The 20,870-nt window shown below is 42.3% G+C and carries 19 protein-coding genes and 1 tRNA gene; 6 read left to right on the forward strand and 14 right to left on the reverse strand.

All coding sequences use genetic code 11. The annotated features are described in order from the left end of the window. Positions 1–33: 33 nt before the first annotated feature. From G9X63_RS00120 to G9X63_RS00170, 11 genes are all read right to left on the reverse strand, one after another. A complete protein-coding gene (locus G9X63_RS00120; protein WP_252623094.1) occupies positions 34–1,419 on the reverse strand; it encodes an aminopeptidase P N-terminal domain-containing protein in 1,386 nt (461 codons plus the stop codon). 60 nt (positions 1,420–1,479) lie between these two features. Beyond that, entirely contained in the window at positions 1,480–2,028 is a 549-nt protein-coding gene (locus G9X63_RS00125) for a hypothetical protein (RefSeq protein WP_252623096.1), read from the reverse strand. A 61-nt stretch (positions 2,029–2,089) separates the two neighbouring features. Beyond that, positions 2,090–3,181: a glycoside hydrolase family 88/105 protein gene (locus tag G9X63_RS00130; protein ID WP_252623098.1), complete on the reverse strand. Its 1,092-nt coding sequence runs from the start codon at positions 3,179–3,181 to the stop codon at positions 2,090–2,092. Continuing rightward, positions 3,181–3,495: an L-rhamnose mutarotase gene (rhaM, locus tag G9X63_RS00135; RefSeq protein ID WP_252623100.1), complete on the reverse strand. Its 315-nt coding sequence runs from the start codon at positions 3,493–3,495 to the stop codon at positions 3,181–3,183. Before rhaM ends, G9X63_RS00130 begins: the two co-directional genes overlap by 1 nt. 39 nt (positions 3,496–3,534) lie before the next feature. Further along, a complete protein-coding gene (locus G9X63_RS00140; protein ID WP_252623102.1) occupies positions 3,535–4,548 on the reverse strand; it encodes a threonine aldolase family protein in 1,014 nt (337 codons plus the stop codon). 1 nt (position 4,549) lies between these two features. After that, complete coding sequence (locus G9X63_RS00145) at positions 4,550–6,742, reverse strand: carbohydrate binding family 9 domain-containing protein (protein ID WP_252623104.1); 2,193 nt, start codon at positions 6,740–6,742, stop codon at positions 4,550–4,552. Then, positions 6,743–7,846, reverse strand: coding sequence for an Lnb N-terminal periplasmic domain-containing protein (locus tag G9X63_RS00150; RefSeq protein WP_130923205.1), 1,104 nt, complete (start codon positions 7,844–7,846; stop codon positions 6,743–6,745). Further along, positions 7,847–8,518, reverse strand: a complete 672-nt coding sequence (rsmI, locus tag G9X63_RS00155) for a 16S rRNA (cytidine(1402)-2'-O)-methyltransferase (protein WP_130896868.1) — start codon at positions 8,516–8,518, stop codon at positions 7,847–7,849. It abuts the gene before it with no gap. Between the two features lie 62 nt (positions 8,519–8,580). Further along, positions 8,581–8,668 (reverse strand) — tRNA-Ser (locus G9X63_RS00160). Positions 8,669–8,733: 65 nt separating this feature from the next. After that, positions 8,734–9,483 (reverse strand): tRNA (adenosine(37)-N6)-dimethylallyltransferase, encoded by a 750-nt coding sequence (locus G9X63_RS00165; protein WP_252623106.1) that lies wholly within the window; start codon positions 9,481–9,483, stop codon positions 8,734–8,736. Beyond that, entirely contained in the window at positions 9,473–10,180 is a 708-nt protein-coding gene (locus G9X63_RS00170; protein ID WP_252623108.1) for a hypothetical protein, read from the reverse strand. Before G9X63_RS00170 ends, G9X63_RS00165 begins: the two co-directional genes overlap by 11 nt. 65 nt (positions 10,181–10,245) lie before the next feature. On the opposite strand from G9X63_RS00170, the gene kduI reads away from it, so the two are divergent. Both kduI and G9X63_RS00180 read left to right on the forward strand, forming a co-directional pair. Then, entirely contained in the window at positions 10,246–11,076 is an 831-nt protein-coding gene (gene kduI, locus G9X63_RS00175) for a 5-dehydro-4-deoxy-D-glucuronate isomerase (protein ID WP_252623110.1), read from the forward strand. A gap of 1 nt (position 11,077) precedes the next feature. Beyond that, positions 11,078–12,943, forward strand: a complete 1,866-nt coding sequence (locus G9X63_RS00180; protein ID WP_252623112.1) for a glycoside hydrolase family 88/105 protein — start codon at positions 11,078–11,080, stop codon at positions 12,941–12,943. Here G9X63_RS00180 and G9X63_RS00185 read toward each other — a convergent pair. Next, positions 12,935–13,594: a DNA/RNA non-specific endonuclease gene (locus G9X63_RS00185; protein ID WP_252623115.1), complete on the reverse strand. Its 660-nt coding sequence runs from the start codon at positions 13,592–13,594 to the stop codon at positions 12,935–12,937. The genes G9X63_RS00180 and G9X63_RS00185 overlap by 9 nt on opposite strands. Beyond that, positions 13,594–15,477 (reverse strand): family 20 glycosylhydrolase, encoded by a 1,884-nt coding sequence (locus G9X63_RS00190; RefSeq protein WP_252623117.1) that lies wholly within the window; start codon positions 15,475–15,477, stop codon positions 13,594–13,596. The genes G9X63_RS00185 and G9X63_RS00190 overlap by 1 nt, the downstream gene beginning before the upstream one ends. A 101-nt stretch (positions 15,478–15,578) precedes the next feature. On the opposite strand from G9X63_RS00190, the gene G9X63_RS00195 reads away from it, so the two are divergent. Both G9X63_RS00195 and G9X63_RS00200 read left to right on the forward strand, forming a co-directional pair. Beyond that, on the forward strand, positions 15,579–16,832 hold the full coding sequence (locus G9X63_RS00195) for an ammonium transporter (protein WP_252623118.1): 1,254 nt from the start codon (positions 15,579–15,581) through the stop codon (positions 16,830–16,832). An 18-nt stretch (positions 16,833–16,850) separates the two neighbouring features. Continuing rightward, positions 16,851–17,192 (forward strand): P-II family nitrogen regulator, encoded by a 342-nt coding sequence (locus tag G9X63_RS00200; RefSeq protein ID WP_130896876.1) that lies wholly within the window; start codon positions 16,851–16,853, stop codon positions 17,190–17,192. A gap of 245 nt (positions 17,193–17,437) precedes the next feature. On the opposite strand, the gene G9X63_RS00205 is transcribed toward G9X63_RS00200, so the two are convergent. Continuing rightward, positions 17,438–18,103 (reverse strand): spheroidene monooxygenase, encoded by a 666-nt coding sequence (locus tag G9X63_RS00205; RefSeq protein WP_252623119.1) that lies wholly within the window; start codon positions 18,101–18,103, stop codon positions 17,438–17,440. 57 nt (positions 18,104–18,160) lie between these two features. Here G9X63_RS00205 and G9X63_RS00210 point away from each other — a divergent pair, with 57 nt between their 5' ends. Together G9X63_RS00210 and G9X63_RS00215 are read left to right on the forward strand one after the other, a co-directional pair. Further along, positions 18,161–19,270 (forward strand): vWA domain-containing protein, encoded by a 1,110-nt coding sequence (locus G9X63_RS00210; protein ID WP_130896878.1) that lies wholly within the window; start codon positions 18,161–18,163, stop codon positions 19,268–19,270. Position 19,271: 1 nt separating this feature from the next. After that, positions 19,272–20,702: an AAA family ATPase gene (locus G9X63_RS00215; RefSeq protein ID WP_252623120.1), complete on the forward strand. Its 1,431-nt coding sequence runs from the start codon at positions 19,272–19,274 to the stop codon at positions 20,700–20,702. Positions 20,703–20,870: the final 168 nt, after the last annotated feature.

Below are 20,870 nucleotides of genomic sequence, written 5' to 3' on the forward strand. Positions count from 1 at the left end.
TTTAGGGGCTTTTTTTAATTTATCTACGATAGACTAAAACATACTCCTCTGAGCAGCCATCTTTTCGATTTCAGCTACGGTACGAGGAGAACCTTCCGAAAGGTTTACATTTCCTTTTTCAGTGATTAAGATATCATCTTCGATACGAATACCAATATTCCACCATTTCTTATCGCACTTACTTCCAGCTGGAATGTAAATACCTGGTTCCACCGTTACCACCACACCTGCTGCTAAAACGCGAGGTCCTAAATCATGTACATCCAATCCTAAATGGTGAGAAGTTCCGTGAGGGAAATAGGTACGTGCTTCTTTCTCATTTGCAGCTATCCCTAATTTAATTAAACCTGCATTCACAACAGCACGAGAAGCAGCGTCGATATCACTGAAAGGAGCTCCCGCTTTACATGCTGCAATTCCAGCATCTTGTGCCGCTAAAACAATTTCATATAGCGCTTTTTGAGCCTCTGTAAACTTTCCATTCGCAGGAACCGTTCTGGTTACGTCTGCAGAATAACCGTGGTATTCTGCGGCGCAATCACTTAATAGTAATTCACCCTCCTTAATTGTCTTCAAATTAGTGATGTAATGTAACACACATGCATTTTCAGCCGCCCCATTAATACTATTATAACCCGGGTATTCAGAACCCTCCTTTTTGAAATGGTATTCCATGATTGCTTGAGCTTGGTATTCCTTCATCCCCGGCTTTACCGCACGCATGACGTCGTTATGACCTAAAACACTGATAGAGGCTGCTTTTTGAATTAAAGCGATTTCTTCAGGCAACTTAATGCCACGTAAAGTTCTTAACGTATTTAAAGTAGATCTAGAGGCCAAAGGCTTAGCATTCGAAATCACTAAACTATCCACTAGCGATGCCATACGAGATAAAGGATCTTCTTTTGACTTGTATTTAGCGAAGATACCCTCCGTACGGTACAAAGTATAAACCGAATCAACAGATGCCAAAGAGATCGATGAACTAGTAAATTGATCATTAATGAACACATTTTCCATTTTACTTTTCGCCTTGAAACCATCCACACCTAAAATTTTGCCCGTCCAAAGTTCCTTGAAAGGATCACGGTTTTGGACAAAAATAAATTCAGTTCCTGTCTTTCCTAACAAGGTCACAGGTTGCTTGAACAATAATAAAACAGCATTAGGCTCTTCTAATCCGGTCAAATAATAAAAATTCTTGTTTTGCGCATATTGAAACTCCGTGTCATTACTACGCTGACGTGTTTGTGATGCGAAGAAGATACCCACGCCTTTGTCAGACATCTTTTCTTTAAAGGCAGCACGACGACCCGCGTGAAATTCTGGACTTAAATAATCCGTTGGATAATCTTGAGCGATGGCTGATGACAAAGACAATGTCGATAGCAATCCGATGATGAGGTGTTTGATTTTCATTGAATAATAGAAATTTGAATTAGCAAGATAAGAAAAAAGGCTCCAGATGGAGCCTTCGAATTAATTTTTTTGGCCCAAATAACGACTCAGCCAAAAACCACAAAGTCCCCAAGCAATCACCGCATCCATCAATTGAGCGCGTAAATCAAACACGGGATACCAAATATGTTCGGTATAAGACGTTTGACAAAAGGCTATAAAACCAATCGCGATCGATACGCCTACTATGGAGGAACGACGCGGAATCTTCAATTTAGAAATAATCCAAACGAGTATAAATACCATCAAGACATCCACAGCAAAACCGCGAACCATATTCATCGTCATATCTGTTTTATAAGATGAATAATAAATGATACGCGCCCAAGGCTTACCAGCAATCGACTTAGTAAATCCTTCCAACTCCTCCATCGACTGATTATGACTCATGCGAGGCAAAATATACCCTCCGGGGGCTAATTCCTGTTTATTCAAGAAATGTAGAATCGTATCTTGTTTTGCGGTATACTGCTGAACAGGCTCATGTAAATTCAAGGCTACATGAGACATTGTCTGCCAAATAAAGATGATCAGACCGCCCACTAAGGAACCAATAATGACTTTTTTCATTTTATTCTATTGATTGAACGGCTAAATTAAGAATAAAATGCAAAAACCTATCAAAAATATACTATTTGCTTTTCAAAATTTCTGAACCAGCTAATAAATAACAGCCTGCCCCAAAATCCTCAAAGTTAGGAACGGATGCCTTCGTCACAGGTTGACCATCTTTAGGCTCTTTTCCGGTTCCCTGCACATAAGCTAAAAAACCATTCGGCTGAACACAGGAATCAATGGCTTTCCAACCCTTATCAACTGATTTCTGGTATTTTGATGCGGGCAATAATCCTGAGCGAATTCCCCAGGCCATCCCATAGACAAACAAGGACGTCCCTGTTAATTCAGGACCACCAAAATTAGATTCATCCGTCAAACTCACATTATAAAATCCATCTTTTCGTTGCAATGGTAGCAAAGCAGCCGCTAAGTCTTGAAAATCTTTCACGTATTCTGCTCTGTGTGGTGCATTTGCAGGCATTAAATCCAACGTTCTCGCTAAGGCCGCAAAAACCCACCCATTACCTCTAGACCAATAGCAATTCGTGCCATTGGGCTCTTTGTAAGGCGGAATGAAGTCTTTGTCTCTCCACCACAAATGCTCCTGCTGATTATACAGCTTAGCTTTTGTATCCGCATACAAATCGTGCATTTTAGTAAAATACTTGTCCTCTTTAAAACGAACGCCTAAACGGGTGTACACTGGCATACTCATTTGAAGGCAATCAATCCAGGACCAATCATTGGCTTTTTCTGTGGCGACCATGTTGTCAATATTTTCTTTAATGGGTTTAATGCGAGCAGAATCTGCTTTCAAGTCGAATAAGTCCAAATACACCTGTCCACAGGCTTGATCATCCGCATTTCTCGTCTTCAATCCATTGCGTAATGACCAATGATGAAATTCGCCCCAGTCCTCCATATACTTCAAATCAGAGGCTTTAGGATCCAATTTGTACAATTCCATCAAGCCCTCATAAAAAACGGCACGCGTCCAAATATTAGAGGGGCGCGTCCTATCAGGACTTACAATTACTTTCGTAACATCTGGCCATACACTTTGGAAATAAGATTTAGCTAGATGCATCTGTTGCAAGACCTGAGTACGATCTGGCTTTGCGGCGAATACACTGAATGGTAATAAGAGAAAAAGTATTTTTTTCATCAGGCGAAATAAAAGACAGGTGTTAAATCAATGGAAACGGGTGAATGATCTGAATTTGTCTCCATAATATCAGCCATATAAGCCCACCATTTTTTCATCACTTCTTGCGCTGGAAGAGATTGAAGTGTCGACAAATCTGGGGCCTCTAAATAACCAAAAAGCATTCGAGTACTTTCATCCAAGAAGATGGAATAGTTTTGAATACCCACCTGATGTAATAAATCGCCTAAATCAGGCCATATTTCATCATGTCTTTTTTTGTATTCCGCCGAATGACCCGGCAACAAATACATTTTAAACGCCTTTCGCTGCATAAGAATAAATTTCTTATAGAAGGCTTAATCACGCTAATTTTACTCAGAAATACGTTCTGTAAATGCCTGCAGCGCCGCGTCATCAAAACCTAAATGCGTCACAAAGCGCACATAAGTGGGACCGAATGGTGAACAATAAATCCCTTTCTCCCTTAATTCAGCCACTTTATCAACAGAAGACATCCCAGCAGGTAATTCTACAATAACAATATTCGTAGCTACAGGGAGGATGGATTTTACCCAAGGAAGTTTCTCACAAACAGAAGCAATAACTCTTGCGCGTGCATGATCTTCTTTCAAACGTTCTACTTGATGATCTAAGGCGTAAATTCCAGCGGCAGCTAGTAATCCCGCTTGTCTCCATCCGCCACCAAGACGTTTTCTCACCCGTCTCGCCTTCTTGATAAAGTCTGTAGAACCGACAAGAATGGAACCGATGGGAGCTCCTAAACCTTTAGACAAACAGATGGAGATCGTATCAAACCAGTTGCCAAATTGGGCAGGAGTTTGACCCGTTTCGACGATGGCATTGAAAATGCGTGCTCCATCCAAGTGCAAAGGAACATCAATAGAGCGACAAAAATCAGAGATTTCCTGTAAGGCTTCAGAGGTATAAATACTCCCTCCGCCTTTATTAACCGTATTTTCTAAACTGACTAAACGACTTTCACAGGCATGAATATCATCCGGGGAGATGGCTGCTCTAATTTGACCTACATTCAAACGGCCTAGATCACCTTTCAATAATTTAACAGAGGCACCCGCATTCGCCATAATTCCTCCACCCTCGTATAAGTAAATATGAGAAAGTTCGTCGCAAATGACTTCTTGGCCTTTGGAAACATGAACTGAAATGGCAATCTGGTTTGATTGAGTTCCGGAAACACAGAAAAGCGCGGCTTCCTTTTGGAATATTTTCGCCACCTTTTCCTCCAAGGCATTGACCGTGGGATCCTCTCCAAAAACATCATCCCCTAAAGGTGCGGAAAACATCGCCTCGCGCATTCCAGCGGTGGGCAAAGTAAAGGTGTCGCTGCGTAATTCAATTTTCATGTTAAAACTGCTTAAGAAAGGACAATTTAGCTAAAAAACTCTGTTGCTTCTGTTGGGTAGCATCCACACCTTGGTAATTCAAGGTATTAAACACGAGATATACATAGGATAAAGGCTGGTATTCCCAGGCCAAACGCATATTCACCGAATTCAAATTATCGGTCGTATTTTTTTGATAGAAGCCAATTAATTGCAATCGCGGATTGATGGCCATGCGTGTCTCCAAAATCAACAAGTTGACTTCTTTCGTCTCACGAGCCACACCTACGTCTTCAAATTTGCTCCAGTTCCAAGACAAACCTACATTTAAATGTGGGATAGGGGCTACCCGAAATTTAGCATCTACGTTTTGCAGGGATCCATCAAAAAATCCACCCCAACCATATTCTGTAGAGGCCGAATATTTCGCGCTAGGATCACTTGCCAGTAAAAAGCCTTTTCTGAAATAACGATACGAACCCGGTTTAATGCGAATGCCCACTGGATTAAAATCCTCTTCCAAGTTTTGAACGCTCGCATCAATATAGCCCCCAAGGATACCCCCATTCTGCAGATTAAACCAGAGAGGACCAGAAACTAATTTTTGTTCCACGATATTCCCTGTCTTTAGGCTGTGGTATACTTCGGTGTAAACCCCTGGTTGCCAAAATCGAATAAATGTAGGCAGCCATTTACCCCGCACATTAAAATCGACACCCTGGGAATTCGATAAAACATTTTTCCTGGAAACAAATCCCATTTCAGGATTGTAATCATCTGAAACGACTGTATGCGTCCAATATAAGGTCACTAAATTGTCTTTGTACAGAAATTGGCCATATTCCGCAAATCCCTGTTGACTATTCCGCGAATCCTGCGTCAAAGTACCCATTCCACTGAACGAGAATTTATCATTGAAGCGAATAAAGGCATCTACTGCCCCGGTTGTAGCGACGTTTGAGGGGGAAGATTTTGTGGTAACAATCGCTCCTACCCTATTTTGCTTGCCAAAATTCTCGGAATAACGTGCCACCAAAAAATTAGTAAATGGATCACCATCGCCCTCACCTTGGCGCATATAAATTCCACCCAAATTGCGTTTTTCAGAACGGTAAACAAAACGAGTTCCAGCCGTAATGGCAATGGGATTCACGTTTTGATCTAAACCAATTGTCCGACTAAAGAAGGGTTGTATGTACATCGAACCACCTACCACCTCATTAACAGGGGCTAACCCAGCTGAAAATAGCGAGGCATTCTCTAAGAAAAATTGACGACGCTCCGGGAAGAAGACTGAAAAACGAGAGATGTTATTTACCTGCCTATCCACATCCGCTTGAGCAAAATCTGTATTAAAGGTAAAATCCATGACGGAAGTAGGACTGATTGCCCACTTAATTTCGCCACCCATTTTAAAGTCTGAGGCAGTAGAATTCCCTATTTCGGTGCCTTTCGAATTCTTCGATACCTGCAAAAGGTAGGGAATAAAACGAATATTCGTAGCCGTGGGTGGTGGAGGAATAATCCCACTTAACTTGCCCGCATAATCCATACGCAACGGACTCATCGACCGGGGATGTGGCGACCAAACCGATAATTCATTACTTGATCGTCGTACCCGGAAAAAATTTATACCCCAATCCTGAGGCTTATTCCCATCCGTTTTAGGATAACGCAAGGTTTGCCAAGGAATGGCAAATTCTGCTACCCAAGAAGAATCCGAACGATGCGTTCTTACTCTGTATAAACCATCCCAATCAATATCAAAAGCTCGATCATCAAAGGATAATAAATCACGCTGCGCACCATAGGCGTTTGATTGCAATACGAGCGCATTACGCTTGTCATTAAATCCATCAATGGCAATTCCGAAAAGATCATTTTCTTCAAAAGCATAATCGCGCTTCAAATTAGGTGCTCGGTAGCTATTCTTCCCTATACTATCTTGTAATATAGCCGCCACATACAGAAATTGCCGATTATACAGTAGTTTAACAGTCGAAATGAAAGAGGCCTTACGTCCTTGAAAAGGCTCTACCTGAAAGTCTACATTCACCGCAGGAGCCTTTACCCATTCTGCCTCATCTAAATGTCCATCCGCTTTCAAGACGCGTTCAATCTTCAACGGCTGAATTTCTTTCCGTTGTTCTAAAGGCTTGAACACCTCCTGGGAATAGCCACAAAAGGAGATGAGGAGTAAAAGATAATAACGCATTTATTTTTTGATGAAGGATAAATAGCACACACGTATAAAAATAGGCAATCCAACTAAGACCATGGGCGCAAATTGTATTCCTGACCAAATAAGCCCAATCACACACAAAACACTGATGATTTGCAGGTATTTTTTCCATTTCAACGGATCTTTTGCAAACCAAATCACTAACGGAAAATTCAATGGAAACAACATCAACGATGCCGGATTCCATGCCATCACCTCATGATTAGTTGCCGTTCCTAAAAAGAAAATGAACCAAGCTAACAAACCGATAATACTAAATAAAGCCACGTCCGCAGCGTATGAAAATCGTTTTTTATAGGTCGCTAACCCCACTAATACGATTAACACACTTAAAATCACATAGGGTCCAGTGAAATCAAAACCTGCTTCCTCTGACACTTCAGCATCAAATAACGTTACCGGGTTAGCTGAAAGTCCTTTAGCCAGATTAGTAGCTGAAGCCAAATTATCCGGCAAATAACACGCCTGTGAGGCTGTCGCCTTTACATTAGATGGAATCCCCAAAGCTAAATTCATTCCCAAGGTCACCCAGGAATTAGGCGCAAGGTATTTATTCATCCAATCCCGATATGATTTACCTTCTAAAGATGGATTCTGAATCCAACGGTATTTTCCAGGTGCATTCCGCTCGATTACATCTCGAATCCGCGTAGAGCAATTATCATAGAAAAATTTGTAGGCATACTCCCTATTTTCAGGCAATAAATTGGTTTCCAATGCTTGAAAAATGGCGTTTTTCTGAAGAGAATCTAACTGAAGCTTTTGGGCAATCATTCCACGCTTTTCATATTGCGCGTTGTAATTAAATTCATCCTGCATCGAATGAACAGAAATGGTATAGGGCAGGGTGCCCATCAAGAATTTCAAATAAAAATTCTCTGTTTTAAAATCGAATGTCCCGAAACTATAGGCCCGATCAATACCATTCAACGGATCATTTACCCACAGAATTGTATGGCCAAATGCCGAATGTAATTCCTTTCCTGGTGCGACGGTTACTAAAACCACTTCTGCCTTAGAACTCAACTGAGCCTTTACAGTCAAAGAAATCAACAAAAATAAAAGGATCTTTTTCATCTATTTTCCAGCAATAACAATCACAATTTCACCTCGCACTTTATCTGGATGCGCCGTGAAATAGGCTAATACTTCTGTAGCCGTTCCTCGCACCATTTGTTCGTGAAGCTTACTTATCTCACGCCCTACCATCACTAATCGATCAGCCGAGATAAATTCGATTATTTGTTCTAAGGCTTTCACTAAACGATGCGGCGATTCATATAGAACAATTGTTCTTTCTTCTTCCGCTAAGGCTTTCCAACGCGTTTGACGCCCTTTTTTATGAGGTAAAAAACCCTCGTAAACGAAACGATCCGTAGGGAAACCTGAATTTACTAAGGCCGGAACGAAGGCCGTTGCACCGGGTAATGATTCCACCTCAATGCCATTATCTACACATGCTTTCACTAGGAGATAACCTGGATCAGAGATACCCGGCGTTCCTGCATCCGAAATTAAGGCAAGCGATTTGCCCTCTTTCAGCATCTTGATTACCCCAGGAACACCGGTGTGTTCGTTGTGGGCGTGGTGGGAATACAAAGGTTTGGAGATATTTAGATGCTTCAGTAATTGACCTGAATTACGCGTGTCCTCCGCTAAAATCCCGTCTACCTCTCCTAGCACCCGAATGGCACGCAGCGTGATATCTTCTAAATTCCCAATGGGAGTAGGTACGAGGTATAATTTCATTCCGAAATTTAATTAAATGACCTGAAACAAAAAAAGCGAAACTTTCGTTTCGCTTTTCGCTCTGGTAGAGAGTGAGGGATTCGAACCCCCGGACCTGTAACAGTCAACAGTTTTCAAGACTGCCGCAATCGACCACTCTGCCAACTCTCTGTCTCCTTAAGAGATTGCAAAAGTAATGCGTTTTTCCAGATTTTGCAATACTCTTCTTCAAAATTTTAGATAAAATTCAAGATATAATCTCTTTTCGCCTGAAAATCAAGGGCATCCGGAATCCAATTAATTTCAATTCCGGCCCGTTCCATTTTTCTAAAATAGGTCATTTGGCGTTTAGCGAACTGGTGGATGGCCGTCTCTAGGCCTTTTTCGAATTCCTCTTTCGTAATCACTCCTTCTATGTAATTCACGATCCATTTATATTCCAAACCCATCCAACGTAATTCTTCTGGATGGACCCCATCAAATAAAAGCTGCTGGACTTCCTCTAACATCCCCTCTTTCAGTCTAGCCTGAAAACGAGTGCTTATTTTCTCTCTTCTTTTTTCAGTGGATGGGTTTAGGCCGAAAACGGTATACTTAAATTGAATATCCAAAGGTTCAGACAAGAAATGAGGCACATGAGAGAATTGGTAATTCGCTAATAAGGATTCAATATACAAACCAGTTCCGCCACAGAGTATGGGTTGTTTCCCTCGGGCAAAAACGTCGTTGATTGCATCAAAGGCGGCCTTTTGGAAATGGGCAACGGAGAATGCCTCACCTATTTCATGACTATCAATGAGATGATAAGGGATAAACCCATATTCTTTTAAGTCCTTTCCGGTGCCTATGTCGAGGCGGCGGTAAATTTGGCGGGAGTCTGCTGAGATGATTTCGCCATCTAAGGCACACGCTAGTTCTACGGCTAATGCCGTTTTACCGCTAGCTGTGGGACCCAATAAAACAATAAGCTTCTGATCAGTAGACATAACGTAATTTTAAATTCCCTTTATTCATTCGGTTACCCAACTGAATGGGGGCCGTCTCTCCTATTTTGGCAAAGCCTACAGCCAAAAAACCTTTACCCGTATTCCATTCCTTGTCCACATAAGTCATCACATTGTGCATTTCCGGATTCAAATCTTTGTAGGCCTGTAAGAATTTCGTCAAACCTCCTACTAGGCGAATGCTAGAAAGTGTAGCAATTTCCACTAATTCTCCCGAATGACATCCCTCAAGTCCAGCTTCTTTCATCTTTATTGATTTCCCAAAAACCGCTACCGCCAGCAGTGGATGACCCTCGTAATTATACGAACTTTCAATCCCCCGAAAAACCCGGTGAGTTGGAACGATACAACCTAAATAACTAGAACCTTTTAAAAAACCCTTTACGTGTTCTTTGTCTAAAAATTCCCGTGCCGTCTCCGCATCAATCGGAACGATACGCGTATCGCGGGCAAAAACGGAACGTAAAGACTTCACACGAGCAATGATATGTTTTTCAATAGAGAGGCGACGCATGAGCCATTGATCTTCCCCAATACAAATATCACCCTCCTGACTTTCTCCTGGCATCGCTTTTACGCGTACCTTTGACTCCTCTTGTTGCCACAAGTCATCACCCATCGATTGGAAACCGATCGAAAGGAGGAAATGAGCGAGGGTATGTGGGAACTCTTTTGGCATAAAACGTGTAAATATACAGTAGAATTAGGCGCAAAAGCGCTTTGAAAACAAAAAAACATATTAGAATGGACTATAGATTTGAGGCGAGCCGAAAAGAGGTTTCCACCTTTACGAACCAAGAAATCAGAGATAATTTCTTAATTGAGAAAATCTTTCACGCGGATCAGATACAATTAACCTATACTATTTATGATCGCATGATCATCGGTGGAGCCATGCCTGTATTGAACACGTTGCACCTGCCTAATCCCGAGAAATTACGGGCTAATTTCTTTTTAGAGAGACGTGAGCTAGGAATTATCAACGTAGGCGGCAAAGGAACAGTGACAGCGGATGGCGAGTCATTTACCATCGATAAATTAGGAGCTGTTTATGTGGGTCGTGGCGTAAAAGAGGTAAGCTTTAGCTCGGAATCTTCGGATAATCCGGCGCAATTCTACCTATTGTCTTCCCCAGCGCACGCCAATTACCCGAATGCCAAATTAGATCGCGAGCAAGTGAGCACTGTGGTTTTAGGTAGTTTAGAAACATCGAATCACCGTACCATTTATAAATACATTCACAACGAGGGGATTCAATCTTGTCAATTAGTGATGGGCTTGACGATTTTAGAACCAGGTTCGGTTTGGAATACGATGCCGGCACACGTACACGATAGAAGAATGGAAGCCTATTTATACTTTGATGTAACGCCAGGTCACGCTGTATTGCATTTGATGGGTGAAACGACTGAAACCAAGCACATTTGGGTGCATAACCACCAGGCAGTTATTTCGCCGCCCTGGTCGATTCACAGTGGAGCGGGTACAAAAAATTACTCCTTTATTTGGGGAATGGCGGGTGAAAATAAGGATTATACCGATATGGATTTTGCAGAAATTTCTGAATTACGTTAACATGAAAAAACTGATCGTTCTTTTTTTAGGGTTAAGCACCGCGGTTTCAGCCCAAAATTACTCCGAGCTAATGGCGAAATCCTTTATGCATACCCACACCGATTCCATCACGGTGAAAGTGGGAAAACCGGCGGGCTGGGATTATGAGCAAGGTTTGGTATTGAAAGCTTTAGAACATGTGTACCAAAGAACGGGTGACGCCACCTACTTTAACTACATTAAAAAGAACATCGACAGTTTCATAGATGCCAATGGTAACATTCGCACCTACCATTTTGATGAATTCAATTCTGATAACATCACTACGGGACGTATGCTCCTGTATCTGTACCAAGAATTAGGCGACGAGCGCTATAAAAAAGCCGCTGACCTGTTAAGAAAGCAGATTTCGGCGCAACCGAGAGATGCAGATGGCGGATTTTGGCATAAGAAAAGATACCCGAACCAGATGTGGTTAGACGGACTTTATATGCTAGAGCCATTCTATGCCGAATACGGTCAAATCACACAACAAGACAATTGGGCAGACATCGTCAAGCAGTTTCAATTAATGTACAAAGGCGCGATTGATTCGAAAACGGGGCTTTTATTCCACGCCTATGATCAAGCTAAAGCACAGCCTTGGGCTGATAAGACAAATGGACATTCGCCTAATTTTTGGGGTCGTTCGATGGGGTGGTACGTGATGGCCTTAGTTGATGTATTGGATTATATGCCTAAGAATCACTCGTCTCGAGGAATCCTCATCCAACAATTAAATCAATTATCAGGAGCCATCGCAAAGATTCAAGATCCTACTTCGGGTGTTTGGTATCAATTACCGGGTTATCCAGCCAAAAAAGGCAACTATTTCGAGGCCTCTTGTTCGAACATGTTCGTTTATGCCTTCGCTAAGGGCGTAAGAAAAGGCTACTTACCTGCTTCATTTCGCAAAAACGCAGAGAAAGGATATGCTGGAATCCTGAAAGAGTTCATCACTAAGGACGCGGAGGGTTATATTCATTTAGAGAAAACGGTCACTGTGGGTGGCTTAGGAGGTGTGCCATACCGGGATGGATCGTACGACTATTATTTGAGCGAACCCTTACGCAAAGATGATTTGAAAGGTGTAGGTCCATTTATTCTGGCATCTTTAGAGATGGAAATTGCCAAAGAATTACCTATCGGTGCCGGCAAAAAAGTAGTATTAGACTATTTCTTTAACCACGAGACTAAAAACGGCAATCGCTTCCACTATACTTGGGAGGATCGCAAGGACTCTGGGTTTAACCAATGGGGCATTCAATTTGAACAATTAGGCGCTACGTTAGATACCTTGGGAGCCTCTCCTACGCGGGAGAACTTGAAAGGAGCTTCTGTTTACATCATTGTAGATCCAGATAGCTACAAGGAAACGGCGAAGCCGAATTTCATGACGACTAAGGCTGCGGACGAAATCGAGGCTTGGGTAAAGGCTGGTGGAAATTTGATCTTGTTAGCAAACGACACTACGAACTGCGAGATTCCTCAGTTTAATATTTTGGCCAAACGTTTTGGCATCGAATTCGTCGCTCCTAACTTGAATTTCGTTCAAGGCCGCAACTGGGAGCAAGGTGCTGTAATGATAACGGCAGGTAACGAAGTATTTGACCCCATTAAAAAGGTCTACATCAAAGAAATAACAACTCTAAAACTGAGCGGCAATGCGAAGCCACTAGTGAATCACCTAGGTCATGTGGTGATGGCTACGTCGAAAGTGGGAAGAGGTAAAGTATTTGCGCTGGGTGATCCTTGGTTGTATACCGAGTACACAAATAACCGCAGAACGCCATTAGAATATGAGAATTTCTTAGCTGCTAAGAAACTGGCTATGTATATGCTAAGATAATTTCCGCGGAAAACGAAAACCCGTCATTTTCTCTAGGGTTTCCAAAGGCACCGCATAGGTCTGCCAGTTTTTGTTCAAAACTCGTTCATTCGGAAAAAGTATGCACCAGATTTTGTCTGGTGTATACACTACTTTCCAGCAATAGGCTGGAACGATAACTCCAGAAAATAATCGATCCTTTGCCCCTATGCCACCGGAATAAATTAATAGATGCTGTCCTTTTTTAATCGCCAGTTTACGGCAATATTCCTCTAGCATCTTGAAAGGCCCCCGATTCAACTCACGAGTCTGCGGAATCATATTCGACATTAAGAAAGTCTCCTCATTTAAATAGTAGGAAGAGGTTCTATCTTCAGAATTACACAGATGGCCTCGATCATAGCCTGAATGAGCGTAATCCTTCTCATCAACAATCTTAAAACTACGAGGGAATGATTCATCTTGAATAAAACGATCTGTTCTATCTACAGCACCCACATCACTAGCCTTCAATGTCCATCCCACCCAATTCGCTCTACCCTCTACCCCATTATAGGACATCACATAACCTTTCTTAACCGAAAGGTAGTTAGTCGTAGAAGCAGAAGAGGCGCCCGAAATATTGGGCACCCCTACTGATAATAATAGACTAAAAATAAAGTTTAAAAGCATTATTTAGCTCTTTTTTCTAAGTCCGCACGTGAAATGTTCATCGTACGACCTACCATTTTATTTCCACGATACGATACGACGCGCAGTAGTTCTGCATCCTTAGGAACAGCCACTAAGCCATTGGCTGTGGGATAATGTTGATCTGGATACGAATTATCAAAGCTGTAGTGAATCTGTAAACCCGAGATTTCATTCTTTAATTCCACGAATAATTCACCTTTTGCATTCTTGCTCACATTCACAATGGCCTCGTACATCGATGGTGCATATTTCTTATCTGCTACGTCAAAACGCGCCATGTGATCTTCCACACGCCCGATGAAATTATCCCAATTCTTGTTTTCATTTGGGGACCAAAGAGATTCAGAAATGGCTAGCGCCCGAGGCCACATCATGTACTGCAAATGGCGGTAATTGAACAATTGTTCCGACCACATATTCGCTTGACCACCTTTCACTAATTTTGCATCCACACCCGCCGGAACTGGATTGAAGGCATACGAATCGGCTAATCTAACTGTTTTATAGACAGGCGGCTCGATGGCTTTATCACCTTGCATTAGATCCACATAGACGTTATTATTAGGTGTCATCACCACTTCGTGACCTAATTTAGCCGCTTCTACACCGCCGGCGATACCACGCCAAGACATAACAGCCGTTCCCTTTGGCAATCCTCCGCCCTCTAAAATCTCATCCCAGCCTAACATGCGCTTACCCTTAGAGGTTATAATCTTCTCTAATCGACGCACAAAATAGGCTTGCACCTCTTGCGAATTTTTCAATCCCTCGCGTGCTCTCAAAGCTAAAATCTCCGGATTATTGTCCCAATAGTTCTTAGGACACTCGTCACCACCCATATGGATGTATTCGTAAGGGAATAGACTAGCTACCTCGCCCATCACTTTGTCTAAAAACGTATAAACTTTTTCATTTGCCGGACAAAGCGTGTTATCCTGCAAAGCCTCTGGATGTCCATGCGACCAATCAATGAAAGGCTCGCCTGAAATTACCTCGTATTTATCTGCACCTGGGGTACAGGAAAGTTCTGGATAAGACGCAACGGCCGCCATCGAATGACCAGGCACATCAATTTCTGGTACGATATTGACGAAACGATCTTGACCATATTTGACCAATTCCTTGATATCTTCTTGCGTGTAGAAACCGCCATAAGTACGCGGTTCATTTGGTTCAGGCTTAGAAAAAGTCGTGAAACGACCTACTTTCTTCACATTATAGGCGCCTTTCTTCGTCAAATTAGGGTAGGATTTAATCTCGATTCTCCAGCCCTCATCATCCGTTAGGTGAAAGTGAAGCAAGTTATATTTGTATTCCACCATGTCATCGATGAATTTCTTCACATCCTCTTTCGAGAAGAAGTGACGAGCCACATCAAACATTTGACCGCGCCAAGCGAAACGAGGCGTATCAGTAATTTGTGCGTAGGGAATCGACCAGTTTACTCCTTTAACGACTGTTTTTGATTCAATTTCTTTAGGCAGTAATTGTAAAAGCGTTTGAATTCCGTAGAATAAACCAGCAGACTTATTCGCCTTGATGGCAACTCCTTTCGCATTCACTTGCATTTCATATCCCTCCGCCCCTAGTTTAGCGTTGTTCACGATTTGCAGTTGAATAGATGCTGTACCTGAGGATTTTAGTGTAACTGAACGCCCTGTGGCGCTTTTGAGCTTACCAACCAAAGTCGCATATCCCACTTTCAGTTGAGCTTCAGAGGGACCTGAAATCGAAATGGCAGCAGGTAAAACGAATTTCCCGGAAGGATATACCGCCTGTGATGGAATGGGGATAATCGATGGGATTTGTGCGGATGAAACGAAGCTTAAGCCTAGGCAAAAGAGTGCAATGATTTTTTTCATAAATAGGTTTTTGTATAGGGTTAAAGTTCCATCAAAATGCAGAATATTCCAAATCGTTTTCTATTTTTGCAAACGAAGCATTATATACAAAACACAAAACCATGAATGAAACTGCCACGCTTGCTGCTCAGCAAGTGGAACTCACACACGCTATTGATACGGTTTGGGTAGCCCTTTGCGCTGCTCTTATTTTCCAAATGGAAGGAGGATTTGCCCTTTTAGAGGCTGGATTCGTCCGTTCAAAGAATGCCATTAGTATTATTGCCAAAGTAATGATCGACATCATGTTCGGTGGTGTTGCCTTCTATTTAGTCGGATTCGGAATTGCCTATGGCAAATCCAATGGCTATTGGGCTTTTGACACTGGAATAATGGAAGGAGACCTAGGCTTAGGTTTGACCATTTCTAATTCCCTATTTTGGTTTATACAAATGGGCTTTGCCGTGGCAGCTATCTCCATCGTTTCTGGCGGTGTAGCTGAACGGATGAAAATGTGGTCATATGCTATTTATGTAGCCATTTTCAGTGCGGTATTGTATCCATTAGCGGCAAACTGGGTTTGGAATCCAAACGGCTGGTTAACCTTACGTGGTTTTAACGACTTCGCGGGATCCGCAGCCATTCATGCGATGGGTGGATTTGCCGCTTTAGCAGGTGCGATCGTTTTAGGACCTCGTCTTGGAAAATACAACGAAGACGGAACAGCGAATGCGATTCCAGGACATAATTTAACCTTATCGGCGGTAGGTGCCTTTATCCTATGGTTCGGTTGGTTCGGATTCAACCCAGGTTCTACTTTAGGAGCCGTGGGCAAATGGGATTTAATCGGTTCTGTAGCGACTAATACCTTCCTTGCGTCAGCAGCGGGTGGTATCGCCACGATGTTATACACGTTTATTCGCTATAAGAAAGTAGATATTACCATGGTAATAAATGGTGTTTTGGCGGGTTTAGTGGCTATCACAGCTGGCTGTAATGTGGTTTCACCTGATTCAGCCTTGATTATTGGTTTTATCGCAGGTACGATCGTCGATATCGCGGTAGTGGTAGTGGACAAAATGAAAGTGGATGATCCAGTGGGTGCCGTAGCGGTACATGGTGTTAACGGATTCTTTGGCACGATTGCCGTAGGTTTATTCTCACAAAAGAATGGTTTATTCATCACCGGCGAAAGTGCACAATTCATCACGCAATTAATCGGCGTTTCCGTGATCAGCGTATTCTCTTTTGCTACAACCTATGCTATTTTCATGGCCTTGAAAAAGACGATGGGCATTCGATTGAGCCATAAAGCAGAATCTGCGGGCATTGATGCCGTTGAATTTGGAGTAGAAGCATACACAACTTTTGAATAATAGCTAAATAAAAACCATATGAAAAAGGTAGAAGCCATTGTAAAACCATCGAAATTAAAAGCTATTCAAAAAGGCTTGATCGATGCCGATATCCCTTGTATGACCGTCGTTCCCGTTCGCGGAGCAGGTTTACAACAAGGTTATTCAGAAATATACCGCGGTACAGAAAAGTCGATGATCTTATTGCCAAAGGTCATGATCATCTGCGTCGTGAGCGACGAGAACCTCGAAAAATGCTTAGATGTCATCCTAGACAACGCCTCTGAGGGCAACGTGGGAGATGGCAAAATCTTCGTTTATGATGTTCAGGATGCGATTCGTATTCGGACGAGGACGAGGGGGATTGAGGCTATTCGATAAAATGCTTCGCACTTTATCGAATTGTAAAGAATAGAGCACAAAGTACGAAGTACAAAGAATAGAGCATAAAGCACAAAGAATAAAGTTGGTTCGCCTTCGGCGATGAATTCGTGAAGTATTAACTATACTTATTAGTCAATATTTATTCTTTGTGCTTTATGCTTTAAGAGAAAGAAGAGTGATCTCGAGTTTAGAGAATTTTGATTTTATAATTTTGAAAAATATGGCGCAGCCCATTTTTGAAATTATAAAACCAAAATTACTCTGAATCGAGTAAACATCTCCTCCGAATACCACCCAATCTTCCTCGTCTTTTTAATCATAGGCGCATGTTCCTTACTTTTATAGGCAAAGGAATCTAGGCTTTCCGAAGAGTCCCAAAGACTCAACGTCGCTTGTTCGATGAGAGGGAATTCGCCAACGCCTTTGGCAAACAATAAACCCGCCCGATTTTCCAAGTATTTACTCGCGTGAGAGACATAGAACCAGAAAATGGGAGATTTGTACCACACAATACTGGCGCGCGTCATCACTAAAAGGGGACCGTTCCCTGGATCCTCCACAATGGAAAAAGGATTCGATCCATTCCAAGTTCCGTGGCCCTTTATAGCAACGGCGTCCCAACCTTTCGTTTCTGAAGAATGCGACGACAGCGTTAACCAACGTGTATTAGTTTTGAAAAAATGATCTGATGCTGCTTGGTTATCAAACACACCGAGGAAAGCATAGGAAGAAAAATCAGGCCAAATAGAGAAGCCGTTGCCCGCGCCTACACCTAGATGTTTGGCGAATGAAAGGCCGTTTGATTCCCATTTTTGGACGAATGAGCGACCCATTTCAGCAAAGGCAAAGCGCTTGTTTGCGACGCCTTGGAAAGATAAAAATCGAAAAGAAATTATTTGGTCACTCATTTTATCAAATTTAGCTGTTTATTTGAACAATTAAAGTGCTATTAGGGTTTAAAAGACATGAATAAAAAGGGATTTTATTTTAAGGAATTCGAGGAGAAGAGCATCTCCCCTTTTGATAAGCTTTTCGGGATTTTCAAGGAATTAATCACGCATACGTCGGGGGATTTTGATGAGGCAATCGAGTGGTTACGCGAATTAGACAAAGAATACGAGCTGACGGATGAGACTTATACCATTGAGGATTTCATTGAGGATTTAAAGGCCAAAGGCTATATCCGCGAGGAGATCGATGAAAATGGAGGTTCTGGGATGGGGATTACGGCCAAAACAGAGCGGGCGATTCGCCAAACAGCATTGGAAAACATCTTCGGTAACTTAAATAAAAGTGGAGCTGGGAATCACAAGACCAAGGCTTCAGGCCAGGGAGATGAAATGACGGGGGAATTTAGATCCTATCATTTTGGCGATAGTCTAGAGAAAATTTCCCTTACAGAGAGTTTGAAAAATGCCCAAATCAATCACGGAATAGGTGAATTCGAGTTAACCGAGGAGGATCTAGTCGTGGAGGACACGCAATTTAAATCGCAGATGAGCACGGTGTTGATGATTGATATCAGCCACTCCATGATTCTGTATGGCGAGGATCGGATTACGCCGGCCAAGAAGGTGGCGATGGCTTTGGCAGAACTCATTACAACTCGCTATCCCAAAGATACCATCGACATTCTAGTCTTCGGAAACGATGCCTGGAGCATTTCCATCAAGGATATTCCCTATTTAAAAGTGGGACCTTACCACACGAATACGGTGGCTGGACTGCAATTAGCGATGGATATTCTGCGCCGAAAAAGGAATACCAACAAACAGATATTTATGATTACCGACGGAAAACCGAGCTGTGTTCGGGAAAAGGACGGGACGTATTATATGAATAGCAACGGACTAGACCCCTACGTAACGGAGAAATGTTACACGCAGGCGGCTCAGGCGCGTAAATTACATATTCCCATTACCACGTTTATGATTGCCCGGGATTCCTACCTGCAGCAATTTGTGGACAAATTTACCGAAGCAAACCAAGGAAAAGCCTTTTATACGGGCTTAAAGGGCTTAGGGGAAATGATTTTCCAAGATTACGAAACGAATAGAAAGAAAAGACTCAAATAAGATGATCCACAATTTAGGCGAATTAAAGGCCTCAGGCTATATCAGCAAATCGATTAAAGACGAATTAAGAGACAACTTGATTAAACACATGGAGGCAGGAACGACCGTTTTCGAGGGCGTTCATGGTTTTGAAAACTCCGTTATTCCAGAATTAGAGCGCGCGATTTTGTCTCGCCATAATATCAACTTATTGGGTTTACGCGGTCAGGCGAAAACACGTTTGGCACGTTTAATGATTAATCTCTTAGACGAATACATCCCCTACGTGGCTGGTTCAGAGATTAACGATGATCCCTTAGCCCCTATTTCCAGATTCGCGATCGATTTAATCGCGGCTCAAGGAGATGCGACACCGATTGCGTGGTTACACCGTTCGGACAGATTTGCGGAGAAATTAGCTACTCCAGATGTGACGGTAGCCGATTTAATTGGTGATGTGGATCCGATCAAGGCGGCGAATTTGAAATTATCCTATGCGGATGACCGGGTGATTCACTTTGGAATGATTCCTAGAGCGAATCGCTGCATTTTCGTCATTAACGAGATTCCCGATTTACAAGCGCGCATTCAGGTAGCCTTATTCAACATTTTACAAGAGGGAGATATCCAAATCCGTGGTTTCAAATTGCGTTTGCCTTTAGATCTTCAATTCATTTTCACGGCGAACCCGGAAGATTATACAAATAGAGGAAGTATTGTGACGCCTTTGAAAGACCGTATTGGATCTCAAATTTTGACACATTATCCAGAAACGATTGCGATTGCACGCAAGATTTCATCTCAAGAGGCCCGTATTAACGAAGCTCAATCGGATCGCGTTTATGTCCCTAATTTAGCCTACGATTTATTAGAGCAAATCATATTCGAGGCGAGAGAGAGTGAATATATTGATTCAAAGAGTGGTGTCAGCGCTCGTATGAGTATCTCCATGCTGGAGAGTTTAGTGAGTACGGCGGAAAGACGTGCCTTGCTAAATCGCGAGAAATCGACAACCGTGCGTTTGGCCGACTTCATGGGCATCATCCCAGCCATCACAGGAAAAGTGGAATTAGTGTATGAGGGCGAACAAGAAGGCGCGGCATTCGTGGCGGAACAATTAATCGGTTCTGCGATTAAATCATTCTTCCCTGGTTTATTCCCTAAGATCGAAAAGCTATCTAAGAAAATTGAAGAGAGTCCATATGCTACATTAATGGAAGCGGTGTATGCCGAGGGGGGCGTTGTATTGTATGATGAATGTAATGCGGCTGATTATGCTTCGACGCTGAATGAGATTAAGCCTTTAGAGGATTTGATTGTTCGTTATCAACCGGATGTTGAGGCGGCGGATAAGTTATTCTTAAAGGAATTTGTGTTATGGGCGTTAGCGGAGTATCAGAAGCTGGGTAAGGAAAGGTTGACTAATGGTTTTCAGTTTAAGGATTTGTTTTAAATAGTCTGATTCCTTCTTACCATTCTTAAAAATGGCCTTCGTCATATTTTTTACGAATGGTAATAAGGAATCTTGACTCTAAAACAAGTCATCAAACTAAATCTTTACTCTATAATCTACAATTTGAAAAGCATCGCCTGCGGAGATGCACTCATGAAATATTCAAAA

The sequence above is a fragment of the Aquirufa antheringensis genome, from assembly GCF_023921165.1.
Taxonomy (GTDB): domain Bacteria; phylum Bacteroidota; class Bacteroidia; order Cytophagales; family Spirosomataceae; genus Aquirufa; species Aquirufa antheringensis.